The 18,392-nt window shown below is 69.8% G+C and carries 18 protein-coding genes and 3 pseudogenes; 8 read left to right on the plus strand and 13 right to left on the minus strand.

The window, feature by feature from the left end; genetic code table 11:
• Positions 1-35: 35 nt before the first annotated feature.
• A complete protein-coding gene (gene metH / locus B9B60_RS13210; protein WP_200811232.1) occupies positions 36-3,758 on the plus strand; it encodes a methionine synthase in 3,723 nt (1,240 codons plus the stop codon).
• Positions 3,755-4,591 (plus strand): RecB family exonuclease, encoded by an 837-nt coding sequence (locus B9B60_RS13215; RefSeq protein WP_084452071.1) that lies wholly within the window; start codon positions 3,755-3,757, stop codon positions 4,589-4,591. Before metH ends, B9B60_RS13215 begins: the two co-directional genes overlap by 4 nt.
• A 12-nt stretch (positions 4,592-4,603) precedes the next feature.
• Here the strand turns inward: B9B60_RS13215 and B9B60_RS13220 are convergent, their stop codons facing one another.
• A complete protein-coding gene (locus tag B9B60_RS13220) occupies positions 4,604-5,293 on the minus strand; it encodes an HAD family hydrolase (RefSeq protein ID WP_268766783.1) in 690 nt (229 codons plus the stop codon).
• A gap of 34 nt (positions 5,294-5,327) precedes the next feature.
• Here B9B60_RS13220 and B9B60_RS13225 point away from each other — a divergent pair, with 34 nt between their 5' ends.
• Positions 5,328-6,185 (plus strand): PAC2 family protein, encoded by an 858-nt coding sequence (locus B9B60_RS13225; protein WP_072626207.1) that lies wholly within the window; start codon positions 5,328-5,330, stop codon positions 6,183-6,185.
• Between the two features lie 17 nt (positions 6,186-6,202).
• Here B9B60_RS13225 and mshC read toward each other — a convergent pair whose 3' ends face one another.
• The 4 genes from mshC to B9B60_RS13245 are packed head-to-tail and all read right to left on the minus strand — an operon-like array spanning position 6,203 to position 9,499.
• Entirely contained in the window at positions 6,203-7,444 is a 1,242-nt protein-coding gene (gene mshC, locus B9B60_RS13230; protein WP_084452073.1) for a cysteine--1-D-myo-inosityl 2-amino-2-deoxy-alpha-D-glucopyranoside ligase, read from the minus strand.
• A gap of 23 nt (positions 7,445-7,467) precedes the next feature.
• Entirely contained in the window at positions 7,468-8,256 is a 789-nt protein-coding gene (locus tag B9B60_RS13235) for an SCO1664 family protein (RefSeq protein WP_234993872.1), read from the minus strand.
• Positions 8,257-8,258: 2 nt separating this feature from the next.
• The gene (locus tag B9B60_RS13240) at positions 8,259-8,786 is read right to left on the minus strand and encodes a DUF3090 domain-containing protein (protein WP_084452074.1); all 528 of its coding nucleotides are present in this window, start codon (positions 8,784-8,786) and stop codon (positions 8,259-8,261) included.
• Complete coding sequence (locus B9B60_RS13245; protein WP_084452076.1) at positions 8,783-9,499, minus strand: MSMEG_4193 family putative phosphomutase; 717 nt, start codon at positions 9,497-9,499, stop codon at positions 8,783-8,785. The genes B9B60_RS13240 and B9B60_RS13245 overlap by 4 nt, the downstream gene beginning before the upstream one ends.
• 47 nt (positions 9,500-9,546) lie before the next feature.
• On the opposite strand from B9B60_RS13245, the gene B9B60_RS13250 reads away from it, so the two are divergent.
• Complete coding sequence (locus tag B9B60_RS13250) at positions 9,547-10,551, plus strand: magnesium and cobalt transport protein CorA (protein WP_084452078.1); 1,005 nt, start codon at positions 9,547-9,549, stop codon at positions 10,549-10,551.
• 24 nt (positions 10,552-10,575) lie between these two features.
• On the opposite strand, the gene B9B60_RS13255 is transcribed toward B9B60_RS13250, so the two are convergent.
• On the minus strand, positions 10,576-10,884 hold the full coding sequence (locus B9B60_RS13255) for a primosomal protein (RefSeq protein WP_318843236.1): 309 nt from the start codon (positions 10,882-10,884) through the stop codon (positions 10,576-10,578).
• A 38-nt stretch (positions 10,885-10,922) separates the two neighbouring features.
• Between B9B60_RS13255 and B9B60_RS13260 the strand changes: the two genes are divergently transcribed.
• Positions 10,923-11,123 (plus strand): DUF5703 family protein, encoded by a 201-nt coding sequence (locus B9B60_RS13260; RefSeq protein WP_072626210.1) that lies wholly within the window; start codon positions 10,923-10,925, stop codon positions 11,121-11,123.
• A gap of 26 nt (positions 11,124-11,149) precedes the next feature.
• On the opposite strand, the gene B9B60_RS13265 is transcribed toward B9B60_RS13260, so the two are convergent.
• The 4 genes from B9B60_RS13265 to B9B60_RS13280 all read right to left on the minus strand — a co-directional run bounded on the left by B9B60_RS13265 (position 11,150) and on the right by B9B60_RS13280 (position 14,442).
• Positions 11,150-12,490, minus strand: a complete 1,341-nt coding sequence (locus tag B9B60_RS13265) for a M20/M25/M40 family metallo-hydrolase (protein WP_084452079.1) — start codon at positions 12,488-12,490, stop codon at positions 11,150-11,152.
• A gap of 50 nt (positions 12,491-12,540) precedes the next feature.
• On the minus strand, positions 12,541-12,786 hold the full coding sequence (locus tag B9B60_RS13270; RefSeq protein WP_084452081.1) for a hypothetical protein: 246 nt from the start codon (positions 12,784-12,786) through the stop codon (positions 12,541-12,543).
• A gap of 330 nt (positions 12,787-13,116) precedes the next feature.
• A complete protein-coding gene (locus B9B60_RS13275) occupies positions 13,117-13,797 on the minus strand; it encodes a type 1 glutamine amidotransferase domain-containing protein (RefSeq protein ID WP_084452083.1) in 681 nt (226 codons plus the stop codon).
• Positions 13,798-13,863: 66 nt separating this feature from the next.
• Positions 13,864-14,442, minus strand: coding sequence for a TetR/AcrR family transcriptional regulator (locus B9B60_RS13280; protein ID WP_084452085.1), 579 nt, complete (start codon positions 14,440-14,442; stop codon positions 13,864-13,866).
• 185 nt (positions 14,443-14,627) lie between these two features.
• Here B9B60_RS13280 and B9B60_RS17865 point away from each other — a divergent pair.
• Positions 14,628-14,810: pseudogene (locus B9B60_RS17865) on the plus strand (MEDS domain-containing protein); the annotation flags it as partial.
• A gap of 10 nt (positions 14,811-14,820) precedes the next feature.
• Positions 14,821-15,192 carry a hypothetical protein gene (locus tag B9B60_RS13290; RefSeq protein WP_084452089.1) on the plus strand — a complete coding sequence of 124 codons (372 nt, stop codon included), beginning with the start codon at positions 14,821-14,823 and terminating at the stop codon, positions 15,190-15,192.
• A 293-nt stretch (positions 15,193-15,485) separates the two neighbouring features.
• Here B9B60_RS13290 and B9B60_RS13295 read toward each other — a convergent pair whose 3' ends face one another.
• From B9B60_RS13295 to B9B60_RS13305, 3 genes and pseudogenes are all read right to left on the minus strand, one after another.
• A complete protein-coding gene (locus B9B60_RS13295) occupies positions 15,486-16,556 on the minus strand; it encodes an alkene reductase (protein WP_084452091.1) in 1,071 nt (356 codons plus the stop codon).
• Between the two features lie 104 nt (positions 16,557-16,660).
• A pseudogene (locus B9B60_RS13300) lies at positions 16,661-17,146 on the minus strand (transposase); the annotation flags it as partial.
• Positions 17,147-17,729: 583 nt separating this feature from the next.
• On the minus strand, positions 17,730-18,041 hold the full coding sequence (locus B9B60_RS13305) for a putative quinol monooxygenase (protein WP_084452093.1): 312 nt from the start codon (positions 18,039-18,041) through the stop codon (positions 17,730-17,732).
• 107 nt (positions 18,042-18,148) lie between these two features.
• Between B9B60_RS13305 and B9B60_RS13310 the strand changes: the two are divergent.
• Positions 18,149-18,392: pseudogene (locus B9B60_RS13310) on the plus strand (AraC family transcriptional regulator); the annotation flags it as partial.

An 18,392-nucleotide genomic window follows, 5' to 3' on the forward strand; every position in this document is an offset into this window, starting at 1 on the left:
GGTCCACCCGCCCCCTTCGGACAAGGATCTACCCGGTGACCGACACCGACCTGCGCCCCGACGCGACCACCGAGCTGCGGGAGGCGCTCACCGAGCGCGTCCTCATCATGGACGGCGCCATGGGGACGATGATCCAGCAGCAGGGGCTGTCGGAGGCCGACTTCCGCGGAGAGCGCTTCGCCGACTGGGGCAGCGACCTGCAGGGCAACAACGACCTGCTCGTGCTCACCCAGCCGGAGCTCATCGTCGACCTGCACCACCAGTACCTCGCCGCGGGCGCCGACCTCGTCGAGACCAACACCTTCAACGCGCAGCGCATCTCGCTGGCCGACTACGGCATGGCCGACCTCGCGCACGAGATCAACCTCGAGGCCGCGCGCCTGGCGCGCCGGGCCGCCGACGAGGCCATGGCCGCAGACCCGACGCGACCCCGGTGGGTCATGGGCGCCCTCGGCCCGACCAACCGCACCGCGTCGATCTCGCCCGACGTCAACGACCCGGGCCTGCGCAACATCACCTTCGACGAGCTCGTCGAGGCCTACCTCGAGCAGGCGAGCGGTCTCGTCGAGGGTGGGGTCGACCTGCTCATCGTCGAGACGATCTTCGACACGCTCAACGCCAAGGCGGCGATCTTCGCGCTCGAGACGCTCTTCGAGCAGCACGGCCGCCGCTGGCCGGTCATCATCTCCGGCACGATCACCGACGCCTCCGGGCGCACCCTCACCGGTCAGACCACCGAGGCCTTCTGGAACTCCGTGCGCCACGCGCAGCCTCTGGCCATCGGGCTCAACTGCGCCCTCGGCGCCGAGGAGCTGCGCCAGTACGTCGTCGAGCTCGGCCGGGTCGCCGACACCTTCGTCTCGGCCTACCCCAATGCCGGCCTGCCCAATGCCTTCGGCGAGTACGACCAGTCGCCCGAGTACATGGCCGAGCTCGTGGCGGAGTTCGCCACGTCCGGGCTGGTCAACCTCCTCGGTGGCTGCTGCGGCTCCTCCCCCGAGCACATCGCGGCCATCGCCCGCGGGGCCGCCGGCGCCACGCCGCACGTCCCTGCCCACGTCGAGCCGGCCCTGCGCCTGTCCGGTCTCGAGCCCTTCAACGTCACCGCCGACTCGCTCTTCGTCAACGTCGGCGAGCGGACCAATGTCACGGGGTCGGCGAAGTTCCGCAAGCTCATCGAGGCGGCCGACTACCCCGCGGCGCTCGCCGTCGCCCAGCAGCAGGTCGAGAGCGGCGCCCAGGTCATCGACATCAACATGGACGAGGGCATGCTCGACGGCGTCGCCGCGATGGGCACCTTCGTCAACCTCGTCGGCTCCGAGCCCGACATCTCCCGCGTGCCCCTGATGATCGACTCCTCCAAGTGGGAGGTCATCGAGACCGGGCTCAAGCGCACCCAGGGCAAGCCCATCGTCAACTCCATCTCGATGAAGGAGGGGGTCGAGACCTTCGTCGAGCAGGCGCGGCTGTGCCGCAAGTACGGCGCCGCGGTCGTCGTCATGGGCTTCGACGAGGAGGGCCAGGCCGACAACCTCGAGCGCCGCAAGGAGATCGCGCAGCGCGCCTACACGATCCTCACCGAGGAGGTCGGCTTCCCCGCCGAGGACATCGTCTTCGACCCCAACATCTTCGCCCTGGCGACGGGCATCGAGGAGCACGCCGAGTACGGCACCGACTTCATCGAGGCGACCCGCTGGATCAAGGCCAACCTGCCGCACGCGCTCGTCTCCGGCGGTGTCTCCAACGTCTCCTTCAGCTTCCGCGGCAACAACCCCGTGCGTGAGGCCATCCACGCCGTCTTCCTCTTCCACGCCATCGAGGCGGGCATGGACATGGGCATCGTCAACGCCGGTGCCCTCGTCCCCTACGACACCCTCGACCCACAGCTGCGCGAGCGGATCGAGGACGTCGTGCTCAACCGGCGCGAGGACTCGACCGAACGCCTCCTGGAGATCGCCGAGGAGCACCGCGGCACCGGGGTCAAAGCCGAGGAGGCGACGCACGAGTGGCGCTCGCTCCCCCTTCGCGAGCGGATCACCCACTCGCTGGTCAAGGGCATCGACACCCACGTCGTCGAGGACACCGAGGCGCTGCGCGTCGAGATCGACGCCGCCGGCGGCCAGCCCCTCGAGGTCATCGAGGGACCGCTCATGGACGGCATGGGCGTCGTCGGTGACCTCTTTGGCGAGGGCAAGATGTTCCTGCCCCAGGTCGTGAAGTCCGCCCGGGTGATGAAGAAGGCCGTCGCCCACCTCATCCCCTACATCGAGGCGTCCAAGGAGCCGGGCGACGCCTCGCGCTCCAAGGGCCTGATCGTCATGGCCACGGTCAAGGGCGACGTGCACGACATCGGCAAGAACATCGTCGGCGTGGTCCTGCAGTGCAACAACTACGAGGTCATCGACCTCGGGGTGATGGTCCCGACGCAAAAGGTCCTCGAGACCGCCCGCGAGCACGACGCCGACGTCATCGGGCTCTCGGGTCTGATCACCCCCTCGCTCGACGAGATGGTCGGGGTGGCCTCCGAGATGCAGCGCCAGGGCTTCGACATCCCGCTCCTGCTCGGCGGGGCGACGACCTCCAAGGCACACACGGCGGTCAAGGTCGACCAGCAGTACGACGGGCCGGTCGTCTGGGTCAAGGACGCCTCCCGCTCGGTGCCCGTCGTCAGCCAGCTGCTGAGCGCCACGGGCAAGGACAAGCTCCTCGGCGAGATCGCCGCCGACTACACCTCGCTGCGCGAGCGGCACGCTGCCAAGCAGGGTGATCGGCCGATGCTCTCCTACGAGGAGGCGCTCGAGGCCCGCACCCCGGTCGACTGGACGGTCGAGCAGCCGCACCTGGCGGGCGTCACACCGACGCGACAGGTCTTCGCCGACTACGACCTGGCGGAGCTTCGGGAGTACTTCGACTGGCAGCCCTTCTTCAACGCCTGGGAGCTCAAGGGGTCCTTCCCCGACATCCTCAACAGTCCGTCGACGGGTGAGGTGGCCCGCAAGCTCTACGACGAGGCCCAGGAGATGCTCGACCGGATCATCGCCGAGCAGTGGCTGACCGCCAAGGGCGTCATCGGCCTCTTCCCGGCCAACTCCGTCGGCGACGACATCGAGGTCTACACCGACGAGTCGCGCTCCGCGGTCGCGCACACGCTGCACATGCTGCGGCAGCAGGGCAAGCACCGGCCGGGCGTGCCCAACCGTTCGCTCGCCGACTTCGTCGCGCCCCGGGACACGGGCATCAAGGACTGGATCGGCGCCTTCGCCGTGACCGGTGGCATCGGCGTCCAGGACCGCATCGCGCAGTTCAAGGCTGACAACGACGACTACAACGCGATCCTCCTCGAGGCCCTGGCAGATCGCTTCGCCGAGGCCTTCGCCGAGCGGATGCACGAGCGGATCCGCACCGAGATCTGGGGATACTCCCCCGACGAGGACCTCGACAACAAGCAGCTGATCAAGGAGCAGTACGACGGCATCCGGCCGGCACCGGGCTATCCCGCCTGCCCCGACCACACCGAGAAGCGGACCCTGTGGCAGCTGCTCGACGTCGACGAGATCGGCATCGAGCTCACCGAGGGCATGGCCATGTGGCCGGGCGCCTCGGTCTCCGGCTGGTACTTCGGTCACCCGGACAGCCAGTACTTCGTCGTGGGGCGCCTCGGCAAGGACCAGGTCGAGAGCTATGCCGGGCGCAAGGGCTGGACGATGGCCGAAGCCGAGCGCTGGCTCGGGCCCAACCTCGGTTACGCCCCGGAGTGAGCCCGAGTCTCTCGCCGTCGCGCGCGGCCGACTTCAAGCAGTGTCCGCTGCTGTACCGCTTCCGGTCGATCGACCGGCTCGACGAGGCGCCCTCCCCGGCCGCCGCGCGCGGCACGCTGGTGCACGCCGTCCTCGAAGAGCTCTTCGAGCTGCCGGCGGCCGAGCGCACCCCGGAGGCCGCGGTCGGGCTGGTGCCGGGGCGATGGCAGGCACTCGTCGAGGAGCGTCCCGAGCTCGCCGAGATGATCGCGGGCGACGAGTCGCGCACCGAGGACTCGTGGTTCGCCGAGGCGGCCGCGCTCGTCGAGCGCTGGTTCACCCTCGAGGACCCATCGAGACTCGAGCCGTCTCGACGTGAGGTCAAGGTCGAGGTCGAGCTCGAGGGGCTGACCCTGCGGGGCATCATCGATCGGGTCGACGTGGCACCGACCGGGGAGGTGCGCATCGTCGACTACAAGACCGGCCGCTCCCCCTCGGAGCGCTTCGAGGGCAAGGCCCTCTTCCAGATGAAGTTCTACGGCCTCGTCCACTGGCGCACCACGGGCCGGGTGCCGGACCTGCTCCAGCTGGTCTACCTGCGCGACGGCCAGGTGATCCGCTATGCCCCCGACGAGGCCGACCTGCTCGCGCTGGAGCGCAACGTGCGCGCCGTGTCCAGCGCCATCCAGCAGGCCAGTGTGACCGGCGACTTCCGGCCCAGCCCGTCGCGCCTGTGCAGTTGGTGCGACTTCAAGCCGCTGTGCCCGGCCTTCGGTGGGACACCGCCGCCCTTTCCCCCTTCGGCACCACCCGAGGCCACGGCCGGCGATGACCAGGACTTTGCATTGCCGTAGGGCAATGCAGGCTCAGGTGCGCGCGGGCTCCTCGGCGCCGGTGGTGAGCGGCACCAGGTCGAAGGGGGTCAGTCCCGCCAGGCTGTCGACGCGGACCGAACCCGGGATGGCCGGGATCTCGACGATGTGCGGGACGGCGAGCGTCGGCACACCGGCGGCCGTCGCGGAGCGCACGCCGGTCGGCGAGTCCTCGATGGCGATGCAGGCGGCCGGGTGCACACCCAGCTGCGCGGCGGCGGTGAGATAGGGCTCGGGGTGGGGCTTGCCGTGGGTGACCACGTCGCCTGTGACCATGAGCCCGAAGGAGCCCGCCTCGGTGGCGTCGACGACGGCCCCGGCGAGGTCGGTCCACGACATCGTCACGAGCGCCTGCGGGATGTCGAGCTCACGGCAGGCAGCGAGCAGCTCACGTGCGCCGGGGCGCCACGGCACCTCCTGGGCGATCTGCTCGACGACCCGGGACTGCAACCGGTGGACGACCTCCTCGGGGGGCAGGTCGACGGGCGAGTTGTCGAGGATGAACTGCGCCGAGACGAGCAGCGGGTTGCCGACGAGCTGGACGGCCAGCTCGTGGGTCCACGTACCGCCGAACTCCTCGACGAGCTCGTGCTCGGCGGTGATCCAGTAGGGCTCGGTGTCGACGAGGGTGCCGTCCATGTCCCACAGGACGGCGGCGGGCAGGGCGGCGGGCTCGGTGCTCACAGGCGCCAAGATTACGCGTCGTAGGGTGGTGGTCGTGATCGAGATCGAGGACCTGCCCGAGCTGCACGACCCGGTGATGATCTGCGCCTTCGAGGGCTGGAACGACGCCGGCGAGGCTGCCTCCCGGGCGATCGAGCACCTCGGGATGCTCTGGGACGCCGAGACCGTCGCAGCCATCGACCCGGAGGACTACTACGACTTCCAGGTGACCCGCCCGCGGGTGATCAACCAGGGTCAGGGGCGCGGCATCCACTGGAACACCACGCGCATCCTGCTGGCCTCCCCCGACAGCCTCGGCCGCGACGTCCTGCTCGTCACCGGCATCGAGCCCTCCTTCCGCTGGCGCGCCTTCACCACTGAGCTGCTCGACCTGGCCGCGGCCAACGGCGTCACGACCGTCATCACCCTCGGTGCCCTGCTCGCCGACGTCGCCCACTCCAGACCCATCCCGGTCGTGTGCACGAGCGAGGACGAGGCGGTCGCCTTCAAGCACGACCTCGAGCCTGCCCGCTACGAGGGCCCCACGGGCATCACGGGCGTCGTCGCCGACGGGGCCCACCAGGCGGAGATGGTCTCGATCTCGGCCTGGGCGAGCGTGCCGCACTACACCTCGCAGGTCCCGTGCCCCAAGGCCTCGCTCGCCCTGCTCAGCCAGCTCGAGGACCTGCTCGACACGGTCATCGACCACGGTGACCTCGAGGAGGAGGCGCAGGCGTGGGAGCGCGGCGTCGACGAGCTGGCCAACACCGACGAGGACGTCGCCGAGTACGTCTCGGCTCTCGAGAGCGCGCAGGACACCTCGGAGCTGCCCGAGGCGAGCGGCGACGCCATCGCCAAGGAGTTCGAGCGCTACCTGCGTCGTCGCGGAGACGGCACCGACAACCCCGCCTAACCGCTCCAGAGCATCGGTCAGAGGCGAACGCCGAGGAGTGCGTCGATCGCCCGCGCCAGCTCGCCCGGGGCCGAGCGCACCTCGCCAGGGCCCGCGAGCGACTGCTCGACCCACGTGTCGACGGCGCGCAGTGCGGCCGGGGTGTCGAGATCGTCGGCCACCGCGGTCCGGATCTGCGCGATCGTCCCCGTCGCATCGGGACCGCCGTCCGTCGATAGTCCACGACGCCAGCGCTCGAGCCGCTCCTGGGCCTGCGTGAGGTCCTGCGCCGTCCACTCCCACTCACCGCGGTAGTGGTGCGCCAGCAGGACGAGCCGGATCGCCATCGGGTCGACGCCTTCTGAGCGCAGGGTCGAGACCCGCACGAGGTTGCCCTTGGACTTGCTCATCTTCTCGCCGTCGTAGGCGACCATCGCCTGGTGCGCTGTGTGCCGGGCGAAGGGCCGCTTCCCCGTGATGGCCTCGGCCTGGACGACCGACATCTCGTGGTGCGGGAAGACGAGGTCGGTCCCGCCGCCCTGGACGTCGACGTGGTCGCCGAGGTGCTCCATGGCGATGGCCGTGCACTCGATGTGCCAGCCGGGTCGGCCGCGCCCGAGCGCGCCTGCGTCCCAGGCGGGCTCGCCCTCGCGCTCGCCGCGCCAGAGCATCGGATCGAGCGGATCACGCTTGCCTGGGCGCTGCGGGTCACCGCCCCGCTCGGCGGAGAAGGCGAGCATCGTCTCGCGGTCGAGGTGGCTGAGCTCGCCCAGTCCGCCGGCGGCGGTGAGGTCGAGGTAGGTGTCACGCACCCCGTCCTCGACGACCTCGTAGGTCACGTCGCGGTCCACGAGGCGCTGCACGGCCGCGATGATCTGGGGCATCGACTCCATGACGCCCATGAAGTGATCGGGCGGGATGACCCCGAGCGCCGTCATGTCCTCCAGGAAGAGCGCGATCTGCTCGCTGCCGAGGTCGCGCCAGTCGACACCGTCACGCGCGGCGCGCTCGAAGAGCGGGTCGTCGACGTCGGTGACGTTTTGCACGTAGGTCACCGGACGTCCGCCGTCACGCAGCGCACGCCCGACGAGGTCGAAGGTCACGTAGGTCGCCGCGTGGCCCATGTGGGTGGTGTCGTAGGGCGTCACACCGCACACGTAGAGGCGGGCCGCGCCCTCGGGCTCGACGGGAGCCACCTCGTCACGTGCCACGTCGTGCAGGCGAAGGGAGATCGGCTCTCCGGGGACGACGGGCAGGTGGGGGGCAGGCCAGGCTCTCACGCGGACAGCCTACGAGGTGGCACTCACAGCGCCGGCCACGGGATCGGCGGCCAGTCACCGTGCGGCACGGGGTGGGTGCGCCTGGCCAGCAACCGGTTCACCCGGCGGCGGAGCGCGTCGAATTCGGTGGGCGTGATCAGCCCGGCCAGCTCGGCCTCGACCTCGGGTCGCGCCAGCTCGGCGTCGAGCCGGGCCAGACGCGCGAGATCGCCGTCGGGCAGGGGCTCACCGGCCCATCCCCACAGCACCGTGCGCAGCTTGGGCTCCTCGTGCAGGCTCACGCCGTGGTCGATGCCCCAGAGGCGGCCACCGTGGTCGAGGACGTGACCGCCCTTGCGGTCGGAGTTGTTGAGGACCGCGTCGAGCACGGCCATCGAGCGCAGGCGCGGGTCGTCCGGGTGCGACAGCAGGACCGGTGCGCCCCCTTCGTCCTCGCCATCGAGGACCACGAGGTTGCCGTCGGGCACCTCGTCGGGGCGCGTCACTGTGACGGGCGTCGGGCACAGGCTGGTGATCTCGCCGATCCACTGCTGCACGGCACCGGCGCCGGCCGGCCCGTCGCGCCAGACGGTCGGCGGCACCAGGTCGAAGCCGCCGAGCGCATCGATCCGCGACGCCGCGACCTCACGTGCGGCGAGGCTGCCGTCGGGGAAGTCCCACAGCGGTCGCTCACCGTCCACCGGCTTGTAGGCGACGGCGACAGTGGGCTGGTCGGGGCCCCGCACCTCGGCGACGAAGACGGCATTGCTCGCGAGGGGGTGCCGGCCGAGGACGACCAGGTCCCCGCCGACGAGCGAAGGGGGTGCCGCCACCGTCAGCGCTTGTAGCCGTTGGCCCGCGGGCAGATGTGCCCGTCGGCGTCGATGGCGCCACCGCAGAAGGGGCAGGCGGGTCGACCGGCGCGCACGACGGTCTCGCAGCGGCGGGCGAAGGCTCGCGCCTGCGCGGGACCGAGGGAGACCCGCAGGCTGTTGAGCTCGGGGGTGGCCTGGCCCTCGTCGATCTCGTCGGGATCGTGGTCGTGGGCCTCGATGAGGACCACGTGACGCTCCCCGTCCCACGAGAGGGCCAGCGCCTGGACGCGGAAGTCCTCCGCGATGGGTGTGTCGAGCGGTGCGTTGTCAGCGGCCTCCGCAGCCGCCGCGACGGTCGCCTCGAGGCCGGCGACCTGGTCGAGCAGCTCGCCGATGCGCTCGGCGAGGACCTGGGCGTGCAGCTTTTCGAGGGAGACCTGCACCCGACGGGTGGCATCGCTCGCCTGGAGGAAGAAGGTCCGCTGGCCCGCGGGGCCGACGGTGCCCAGGATGAAGCGCTCCGGGGGATCGAACTCGACGACGGTCATGGTGTCGACCCTAGTCCTGCACCGCCGCCGACGGCCGCGTCGCCCGTCGCCGGGGTGTCCTGCGTCGGTTTCGGCGGACGCAACACTGCGGAGCCGGTGTCGTTGGTGCGCAGCACCATCGGCCGCGTCGAGGTGTAGTGGACGACCGAGATGGAGGCGGGGTCGACGTGCAGCCGCTGGAAGTCGTCGAGCGGGGTGCCCACGGCATCGGCGAGCACCGCCTTGATGACGTCTCCGTGGCTCACCGCGGCCCACACGGCGTGCGCGCCGTGCTCCTCGGTCACCGCGGCGTCGATCTCGCGGACGGCGGCGACGGCGCGGTCGGACATCGCCTGCATCGACTCGCCGGGGAACTCCTCACCCGAGGGGAAGGTCGCCCGGCTCGGGGTGTCCTGGACGACCCGCCACAGCGGCTCGTCGGCGAGCTCCTTGAGGCTCCTGCCGGTCCACGCGCCGTAGCGGCACTCCCCCAGCCCGTCGTGCACCTGCGCCTCGAGCCCGTGGGCCTCGAGCAGCGGACCGGCCGTCTCGCGGCACCGTTGGAGGGGTGAGGTCGCCACGTGGACGAAGGGGGTCTCCCCCAGCCGGTCGACGAGGCCCGAGGCCTGCCCCCGCCCGGTCTCGTCCAGGGCGACACCCGGGGTCCAGCCCGCGAGGATGCCCTGGCTGTTGGCGGTGGACCGCCCGTGCCGGATGAGGATGCAGTACGCCACGCCCACACCCTAGGCGCCGGGGCCCCCGGCCCTGAGACGATGCCCGGGTGATCGTCGACCAGGCCCGCTACAGCGCAGGGCGCAGACTCCCGTGCACCGACATCGGAGCGACCCTCCACGAGATCCGGTCCGAGGCGAGCGAGGACTATCTCTGGATCGGCATGCGCGACCCGTCGGCCGAGACCTTCGACGAGGTGTCGGAGCAGCTCGGGCTGCACGCCCTGGCGATCGAGGACTCGGTCAAGGGCGACCAGCGTCCCAAGATCGAGCGCTACGGCGACGGGCACTTCGTGGTCCTGCGGCCGCTGCGCTACGTCGAGGAGACCTCCGACGTCGAGTCCGGCGAGATCATGGTCTTCCTCGGGCCCGGCTACATCGTGACGATCCGCCGCGGTGAGGCCAGCCCCCTCGCCGGGCTGCGCAGCCAGCTCGAGGAGCACGACCACGAGGTCCTGAAGCACGGCCCGTGGGGTGTCTTCCACGCGATCATCGACTTCGTCGTCGACCAGTACCTCGACATCGAGGACGAGCTGCAGATCGACCTCGACGACATCGAGGCAGGGGTCTTCTCACCCGACCAGGTCGTCGGCACCGAGGAGATCTACGCCCTCAAGCGCGAGGTGCTCGAGTTCAAGCGGGCCGCACTCCCCCTCGCCCGACCGCTCTCCCAGCTCGTCGGGCCGAGCACCCCGGTGCCGACGGAGGAGCTGCGCCTGCTCTTCCGCGACGTCCACGACCACGTCTCGCTCGTCGTCGACAACACCGAGTCGCAGGACCGCCTGCTGTCGGACGTGCTCAACGCCCATCTCGCGCAGGTGGGGGTGCAGCAGAACCAGGACATGCGCAAGATCTCCGCGTGGGCGGCGATGGCGGCCCTGCCGACGATGGTGGCCGGGATCTACGGGATGAACTTCGAGGGCATGCCCGAGCTGTCGGCGAGTGTCGAGCTCGCTGGGCGTGACGTCTACTACGGCTACCCGCTGGCCCTGCTGGCGATGGTGCTCATCTGCCTCGGGCTCTACCGCCTCTTCAAGCGCTCCGGCTGGCTCTGAGGTCGGGCCTCGCCCGACCGGGCCTCAGGAGCGGTCGTCCGCGTCGTAGTCCTCGTCGTCGAGCCCGGAGTAGGACTGGTCGTCCTCGTCGTCGTCGTAGTCGTCGGACTCGTCGTCGTCATCGACCATGAACTGCTCGTCGACGACGACGAGCGGGGTCATCTCGCCGGTCGCGTCGTGGAGCGCGTCGTCGTAGGCCTCGAAGGCGTCGGCGAGGTCCTCGTAGGCGGCGACGACGGTCGGGTCGTCCTCGCCGCGGCGCTGGGACGAGGCCTCGAGGTGGCGCTCGAAGGCGGCGATCAGCTTGTTCAGGGCGGGGCGCGGGTCGCTCATGGGCATGACGCTACCGGTCATGGGCGACAATGGCACCGATGCCTGAATACGAGTTCCGCACGATCGTCTTCCCCCGCGGTGCCGCGCGCTCCGCGATCCGACAGGAGCTGGCCGACCACGCCGAGTACGGCAGGTGGGAGCTGCACCGCACCGTGGTCTACATGAGCGGCAAGCAGCGAGCGTGGTTGCGCCGCAAGATCATCCGCGTGCCGCGCCCGCCGGCCCTGCCGTCACTCTGACGGCACCGCGCCGTCGGCAGGCCCGCTCAGCAGTCCTCGACGAGCCGCCACAGCACGCGGGCACCGAACTCCAGCGACTCCAGCGGCACCCGCTCGTCGATCCCGTGGAACATCGGGGCGAAGGGTAGGTCCGCCGGGAGCCGCAGTGGCGCGAACCCGTAGCCGGTGACCCCGAGCGTCTCGAGCGCCTTGTTGTCGGTGCCGCCCGAGAGGCAGTAGGGCAGGATCGCCGCCTCTGGGTCCTCGGCGAGCAGCGCGGCCCGCATGCGCTCGACGAGGTCGCCCTCGAAGGGCGAGTCCAAGGAGATGTCGCGGTGCTCGACAACGACGTCGACGTGCTCGCCGGCGAGGTCACGGATCGTGGCCATGAGGTCCTCCTCGTGGCCCGGCAGGAAGCGGCAGTCCAGGGCCGCAGTCGCCGTCTGCGGGACGACGTTGTGCTTGTAGCCGGCGTCGAGCATGGTGATGTTGGCCGTGTCCTGCAGGGCCCCACGGACGAAGCCCGCGGCGGGCCCGATGCGCTCGAGCAGCGCCTCGGCGTCCTCGTCGCTGTAGCCGACCCCGGTGATCTCGGACAGGCCGTCGAGCAGCCCACGGACGCTGGCGATGAACTCCCGGGGCCACTTGTGGGCGTTGATCCGGGCGATGGCCTCGGCGAGATGGACGATCGGGTTGTCCGAGGTCGGGACCGACCCGTGCCCGGCCGTCCCCTGGGCCTCGAGCTTGAGCCAGGCGATGCCCTTCTCCGCGGTCTGGAGGAGATAGGCCCGGCGGGGCTCTCCCTTCGCGTCGTCGACGGTGACGCTGTAGCCGCCGACCTCGCTGATCGCCTCGGTGACCCCGTCGAAGACCTCGCGGTGCTCCCGGACCATGAACTGGCTGCCGAGCACTCCCCCGGCCTCCTCGTCGGCGAAGAAGACGAAGAGCAGGTCGCGCGGCGGGACCGTCCCCGTGCGGGCGAGGTGGCGGACACAGGCGAGCATCATCGCGACCATGTCCTTCATGTCGACCGCGCCGCGGCCCCAGAGGCACCCGTCACGCTCCACGGCGTCGAAGGGGGGAACGCTCCAGTCCTCGGCGTGCGCCGGAACGACGTCGAGGTGGCCGTGGATGCACAGCGCTCCGCGGTCGCGGTCGGCTCCGGCGATGCGCACGGAGACCGTCGTGCGGCCCGGCTCGGACTCGAAGACCTGCGGCTCGAGGCCCACCTCACGCAGCTGCGCGACGACGTAGTCCGCCGCCTCCCGCTCGCCCGGGCCGTCCTGGCCGGGACCGTAGTTGCTCGTGTCGATCCGCAGCAGGTCACGGCAGATCCGGACGACCTCCTGCTCGGGCGCGGTGGGGGCACCACCCTCAATCTCGCTCATGTTGCCACCCTACGTGCGGGCCTACGGCCCGGGTGCCGGGCACCGTGGCCTCAGGGGGCCAGGTACGGGTTGGGCGGCTCCTCGCCGAGGGTCCACCACTGCGCGTCGCCCCACTGCCGGGCCATCTCGCGGCCGGCCTCGAAGCCCTGCTCCCAGGCCACCGCCGGGTCGGGCAGGCACCCGGCATCGCGCAGCGCCTCCGCCACGGCCAGGCTCTCGTCGAGCCCGAGGAAGGTCACCTCGGCCACGGCACGCCGGACCACCTCAGCCGCGTGCTCGATGCGGGGGTCGGTCATCGTCACTCTCCCTTCGCGTGATCGTCCGTCCTACCAGAGCGGCCACACCACGGCGCGACGACACGACGACGGCCCCCCGCTCCGAAGAGCGAGGGGCCGATCCTGCCGCAGGTGCTCCTCGACGCCCCCCTGCCACAGTGCCCGATCGAGAGCAGTGGACAGCCTCTGCGCGTCCTTCGCGTTTAGCCCGTCGCCAGTGGCCAGTACGCTCCCCTCGCTGGGGTCGACGGACGTCGAAATGCCGCCGGGAACCCGGACGGGACAGCATGGCGGACTCCGTCGCTACAGTCGCCGGGGCAAGGCACTCGTGTTCAATGCTCTCGAGCCGCTCTACGCGCCGAGCTTGGCGATCAGCGCGTCCGCGGTCGCGGCCGACGAGGCCGGGTTCTGCCCGGTGAGGAGCAGCCCGTCCTCGACGACGTACGGCGCCCAGTCGTCGGACTTGGAGTAGTCGGCGCCCAGGCGGACCAGCTCGTCCTCGACCAGGAACGGCACCACCTTGTCCAGCCCGACCCCGACCTCCTCGGAGTTAGTGAAGCCGGTGACCTTTTTGCCACGCACGAGGGGTGTGCCGTCCTCGTGGGTGGTGTGCCGCAGTACGCCGGGGGCGTGGCAGACCAGGGCCACCGGCTTCTCCGCCCGTAGTGCCGTCTCGATCAGGCGGATCGAGTCCTGGTCCTCCGCGAGGTCCCAGAGCGGTCCGTGACCGCCGGCGTAGAACACCGTGTCGAAGTCGGCAGCCGAGACCGACGCGAGCCGAACCGTGCTCGCAAGCGCCGCGACGGCTTCGGAGTCGGCCTCGAAGCGCCGCGTGTCGTCGGTCTGGAACTCGGGCTCGTTGCTCTTCGGATCCAGCGGCGGCTCACCGCCGCCGGGGGAGGCGAGCGTGATGTCGTACCCGGCCTCCTTGAACCGGTAGTAGGGGGCGGCAAGCTCCTCCAGCCAGAAGCCGGTCTTCTTGCCGGTGTCGCCGAGCTGGTCGTGCGACGTCAGGACGATGAGCACCTTCATGATTCCTCCAATAGACCGGTCGTCTCCTTGTCGCCCGCGCGGCCGGCCGTCCGCGCGAGAAGATCTTCATGCCGGGCGAAGCACCCGTTCTGTGTGCGCGAGCGCGTCATCCATGGGCGTCGGGTCACGATGGATCTTCGTCAGGACGCTCGCGCCGACCCAGAGGCCGTAGAGCGACTGCGCGACGGCCTTGGAGTCGCGGAAGGCGACGACCGAGCCGTCGATGGCTCCCGCCTCGAGCATCGCGGCGATCCGCTCGACGATCGCTCCCGTGCCCTGCTCGAGGGCGCGGCGCATCGGCTCGGAGAGGTCGGCGACCTCTGCTCCCAGCTTGACCGCCAGGCACTTCCCTTCACAGTCGTTCAGCGACTGCGTACGGCGCCAGCCCTGCCAGTAGTCCATCAGTCGGCGGACCGCCGTCTCGTCCTCATGCGCGAAGGTGGCGTCCATCTCGGCCAGGTAGGTCGCGAAGTAGGCCTGGAGCATCGCTTCACCGAAGGCGTCCTTAGAGGCGAACCAGTGGTAGAAGGATCCCTTGGGCACCCCGGCCGCGCCGAGGATCTCGGTCAGCCCCACGGCGGCCCACCCCTTGTGTGCGACGGCGCGCTGGCCGGCGTCGAGGATGTTCTCCCGGGCATCGAGCATGACTGGACCGTACCAAGTATTAGACCAGTCGTCTAGCCCCAACCCCAAAGCGATAGCAAGTCGACCGCCGATCCCGGCGATCGCGTCGGCATCACCGGGCACGCCGGGCTGCCACGGGATGGTCAACCCGTCCTTGTCCTTCGCGGAGGAGCGAGGGATCACATGGAGGTGGAACCTCGGTCGCGGACCTGCTCGCCTACGAGGCCCGGCTCAACGACTTCGCCCCTCGGCACCCCCAGTCGATCCTGTGCCTCTACGACATAGACGCTTTGGGCACCGGCGTCGTCTTCGAGGCCATGAGGGTGCACCCCCGAATCTGGCTGTCCGGTCTCGTACTGGAGAACACCCTGTACGAACGGACCGGCTAGGGATCCAGCGATGACCTTCTCGGAGCCTCCCTCAACTGAAACTGCGGCGACGGACAACGAACTGGACCTGCGGCGGGCCCTGACCGGGCTCCATGAGCTGCTGGTGATGTCCATGCTGATGCTGGACCGTCACGACGTGGACGAGGTCATCGAAGGGCTGGCTAACGCGGTGGAGTCGGTGACCGGCTGCCAGCTGGTTCACGTCACGTTCCAACGACATCACGAGTGGACCATCTGGGCCCCCGGGCACCCGACGACGTCGAGCCTGCGGCCCGGGGAAACGCGCGTTCATCGAGAATCACGGCGACCATTGGACGTGTACGACCGCCGTCGCGGCGTTGTCCGGCTAACCGGGTCAGCTGGTCCTGAGACACGCCACTAAGCCCGACGCCGAACAGATGTTCGTCATCGCACGGTTAGGCCACCTCCTCGGAGCGGCGCTCGTGGACGCGGAGCTGCACGAACGCAACGAGTACATCGGAACACCAAGGGTCAGATTCGATGGCGGTCGCAAGAGTTGGGGCACCCCGAGGTCGTGGTCGGCGAGACTGCGGTGCTCTACGCCGAGGTCGCTGACGTCATCGTGCACCCGGGCGGCGAGTTGAGACGTTCCGACTGCCGATGACCTAGGTCGGGGCGAAGGTCGGAGGTACTGGAAGTTTCGCTCGGGTCAGATCAACTGTCGAGGAACGGGTAGTCGGTGTAGCCCTCGGCGCCACCGCCGTAGAAGGTGTCGGGGTTCGGCTCGTTGAGCTCCGCGCCGGTGCGCCACCGGGCGGGCAGGTCCGGGTTGGCCAGGAAGGGTCGCCCGACGGCGACCGCGTCGGCGAGGCCCTTGTCCAGGATCTCCTGCGCCGACTCGCGCGTGGTGATCTCGCCGAAGCCGTCGTTGGCGACGACGACGCCGCCGAAGGAGCGGCGCAGCTCTTGGACCAGGTCCTGCTTCGGGTCGGCGAGAATGCTCAGGTAGGCCAGGCCGAGCGGAGCCAGGCCCGCGACCAGGAGCCGGTAGGTCGCGGCGACGTCGACGGGGTTCTCCTCGGTGGCGCCCTGGATGTTGTGGGCCGGCGAGATGCGGATGCCGACCCGGTCAGCGCCGATCGCGTCGGCGACCGCACGCGTGACCTCGAGGGCGAAGCGGACCCGGTTCTTGGGCGATCCGCCGTACTGGTCGGTGCGATGGTTGGAGCCGGGCGCGAGGAACTGGTGGATGAGGTAGCCGTTGGCGGCGTGCACCTCGACGCCATCGAGCCCGGCCTCGATCGCGTTGCGGGCGGCCTGCACGTAGCCCTCGACGATTGAGGGGATCTCCTCGACGGTGATCTCTCGTGGGGTCGGATACGGCTTCATCCCGTCGGCGGTGAACATCTCGTCGGGAGCCGCCACCGAACTCGGCGCGATGATCTCCTCACCGCCGGTGTTGTCGGGGTGGGAGATGCGACCGACGTGCATCAGCTGTGCGACGATGCGGCCGCCGTTTGCGTGTACGCCGTCGGCCACTCGGCGCCATCCGGCGAGCTGCTCCTCGGTGTGGAAGCCGGGCGTGTTCAAGTAGCCCTGGCCCTCGGCGGTGGGCTGGCTGCCCTCGGTGATGATCAGGCCGGACGAGGCGCGCTGGGAGTAGTACCCCACCGCGAGGTCGCCCGGCACTGTGCCCTCGGCGCGGTTGCGGGTCAGCGGTGCCATCACGAGCCGGTTCGGGAGCGTCCAAGCGCCAACGGTCAGGGATTCGAAGAGATCAGCCATGTCTCCTGCAGCGCTCCCGACTCCCATTCTTGTTCCAACCGGCATCGGTGAGGAGACTCACCGCTTGATCTGGCAGCGGGCGAGCTCGCCGCTCGGAACGCGCCTTATTCGCGGGCACGAGACTGAGTTTTCCACCGCAGCAGAGCGTGACCACAGCACGATGGCCAGCCGGTTGGTAGATGCATGGTCACGCATCGGGCTGAGGACGCGATCCGAGCTGGGACGGCGATGAGCTTGCGGCGGATCGTGGCGGTAATCGCGCGTGCGAGGCCTGGTCCGGCGAGGGTGGCGGCGGCGCGGGTGAGGTTGAACGCCATCACGGCGAGCACCAGCCACGCTGCGTTCGCGGTGAACTTCCCGGACGGCAGGTGTGCCAGCGCGGAGCTCTTGAGGTCGGCGTGGACCTGTTCGATCATGGTGGTGAAGAACGCGCGGAAGCGCCAGATGTCGAACAGCGTCTCCTGCCCGTCCTTGCCTGCCGTGTTGAGGTCCGGGATCCGGCGGACCACGAGCCGGCCACCGACCTGCTCGGCCTTCTTCCTCGAGGTGAACGCGGTGAAGGGAATCTCGGCGGCCTCGGCCCGGGAGACCTCGACGTCTATCTGCGGACCGACGCGCCCGGCCGACCTACACCGTCATCTGAGAAGACCCCTGAAACGTCTTCGACGACGACGGGACCGGCGAGGAGGAGGGCGCGGTGAGCTAAAGGAACGGAGCTTGCTCGGCTTCGACGCCGCCGCAAGCTCCGGTGAAGCGGTCGGTACTGGTCGGTCGTCGTCGGTCACCACCGGATGGCGGCGTCCCCCACGCTCAGCGTTTGCGCAGGTCAGCGGCTCGTTCGGCCAGTGGGCGCATTAAGCGATAGACGCAAAGCCGACGTGATGAGGTCGTCGGTTCGATTCCGACAGGCGGCTCCGGCGAACAGCCCCTGACCTGCGGAAATGCAGGTCAGGGGCTGTTCGGTTCTGGTGGTCGCGCGATGCGCTGGCCTCACGGCTCTGCCCGACACCGACGTCGCTCTCCTGTGCGACGGACCCCTCGCCGGCTGAGCGCTCGCGGCCGGCATCCTGTCCGTGTGCCGATGGGCCTCGCACCGCTCGGCAACGCAGCATGGCGTTGCGTCGCGACCTGGCGACGGCTCGGCGGGGCGCGATCGTCTCGTGCGTTGGCGGACTACGGGAGCTTGGACGCGAGGACGTCGGCCGCCAGGATCTCGGGTGCTGCGCCGAGGAGGTGCTGATTGGCCATCAGGGCTGCGACGATGGCGCCGTTGGCGTGGGCGTCGCGAGCGGCCTCGTCGGGGAATGCATCGAAGATCCAGAAGGTGTCGGCGTCGGTCCTGACCGCGAACCAGACAATCGTTCCTACTTCTTCGTTGGCGAGTGCGACAGCGCCGGCGAGCAGATCGGCGAGCGCGTCGTGCTGTCCATCGGCCGCGACGATCTTGGCGACGAAGGCATACGGAAGTGATGCGGGTGTGGACATGAGGGACTCTCCTTGAAATCGGGGTTCTTCGTGGGACGAGTTCAGCGTATGACGAGCGAGGGCCGGTGGGGAGTGGCGTATACGGCAGTATTGCTATTGTTCGCGTCATGCGTATCGGACTCATCGCGATCGACGGCTGCTTCGGTTCGGCTATCGCGTCGATCATCGACATCGTGCGGGTGGCCGACGGAGCCCGCGGCGACGTCGACCCGCGGATCGACCCGATCGAACTCGCCATCCTCGGACCGAAGCGGCGAGTGACCACGACGGCATCGATGACCCTGTCGGTGGACCACCCGCTGTCGGAGTCCGCAGAGTTCGACGTGGTCGTCGTCCCTGCGCTTGGAACCC

This window comes from Janibacter indicus (assembly GCF_900176385.1).
Taxonomy (GTDB): domain Bacteria; phylum Actinomycetota; class Actinomycetes; order Actinomycetales; family Dermatophilaceae; genus Janibacter; species Janibacter indicus.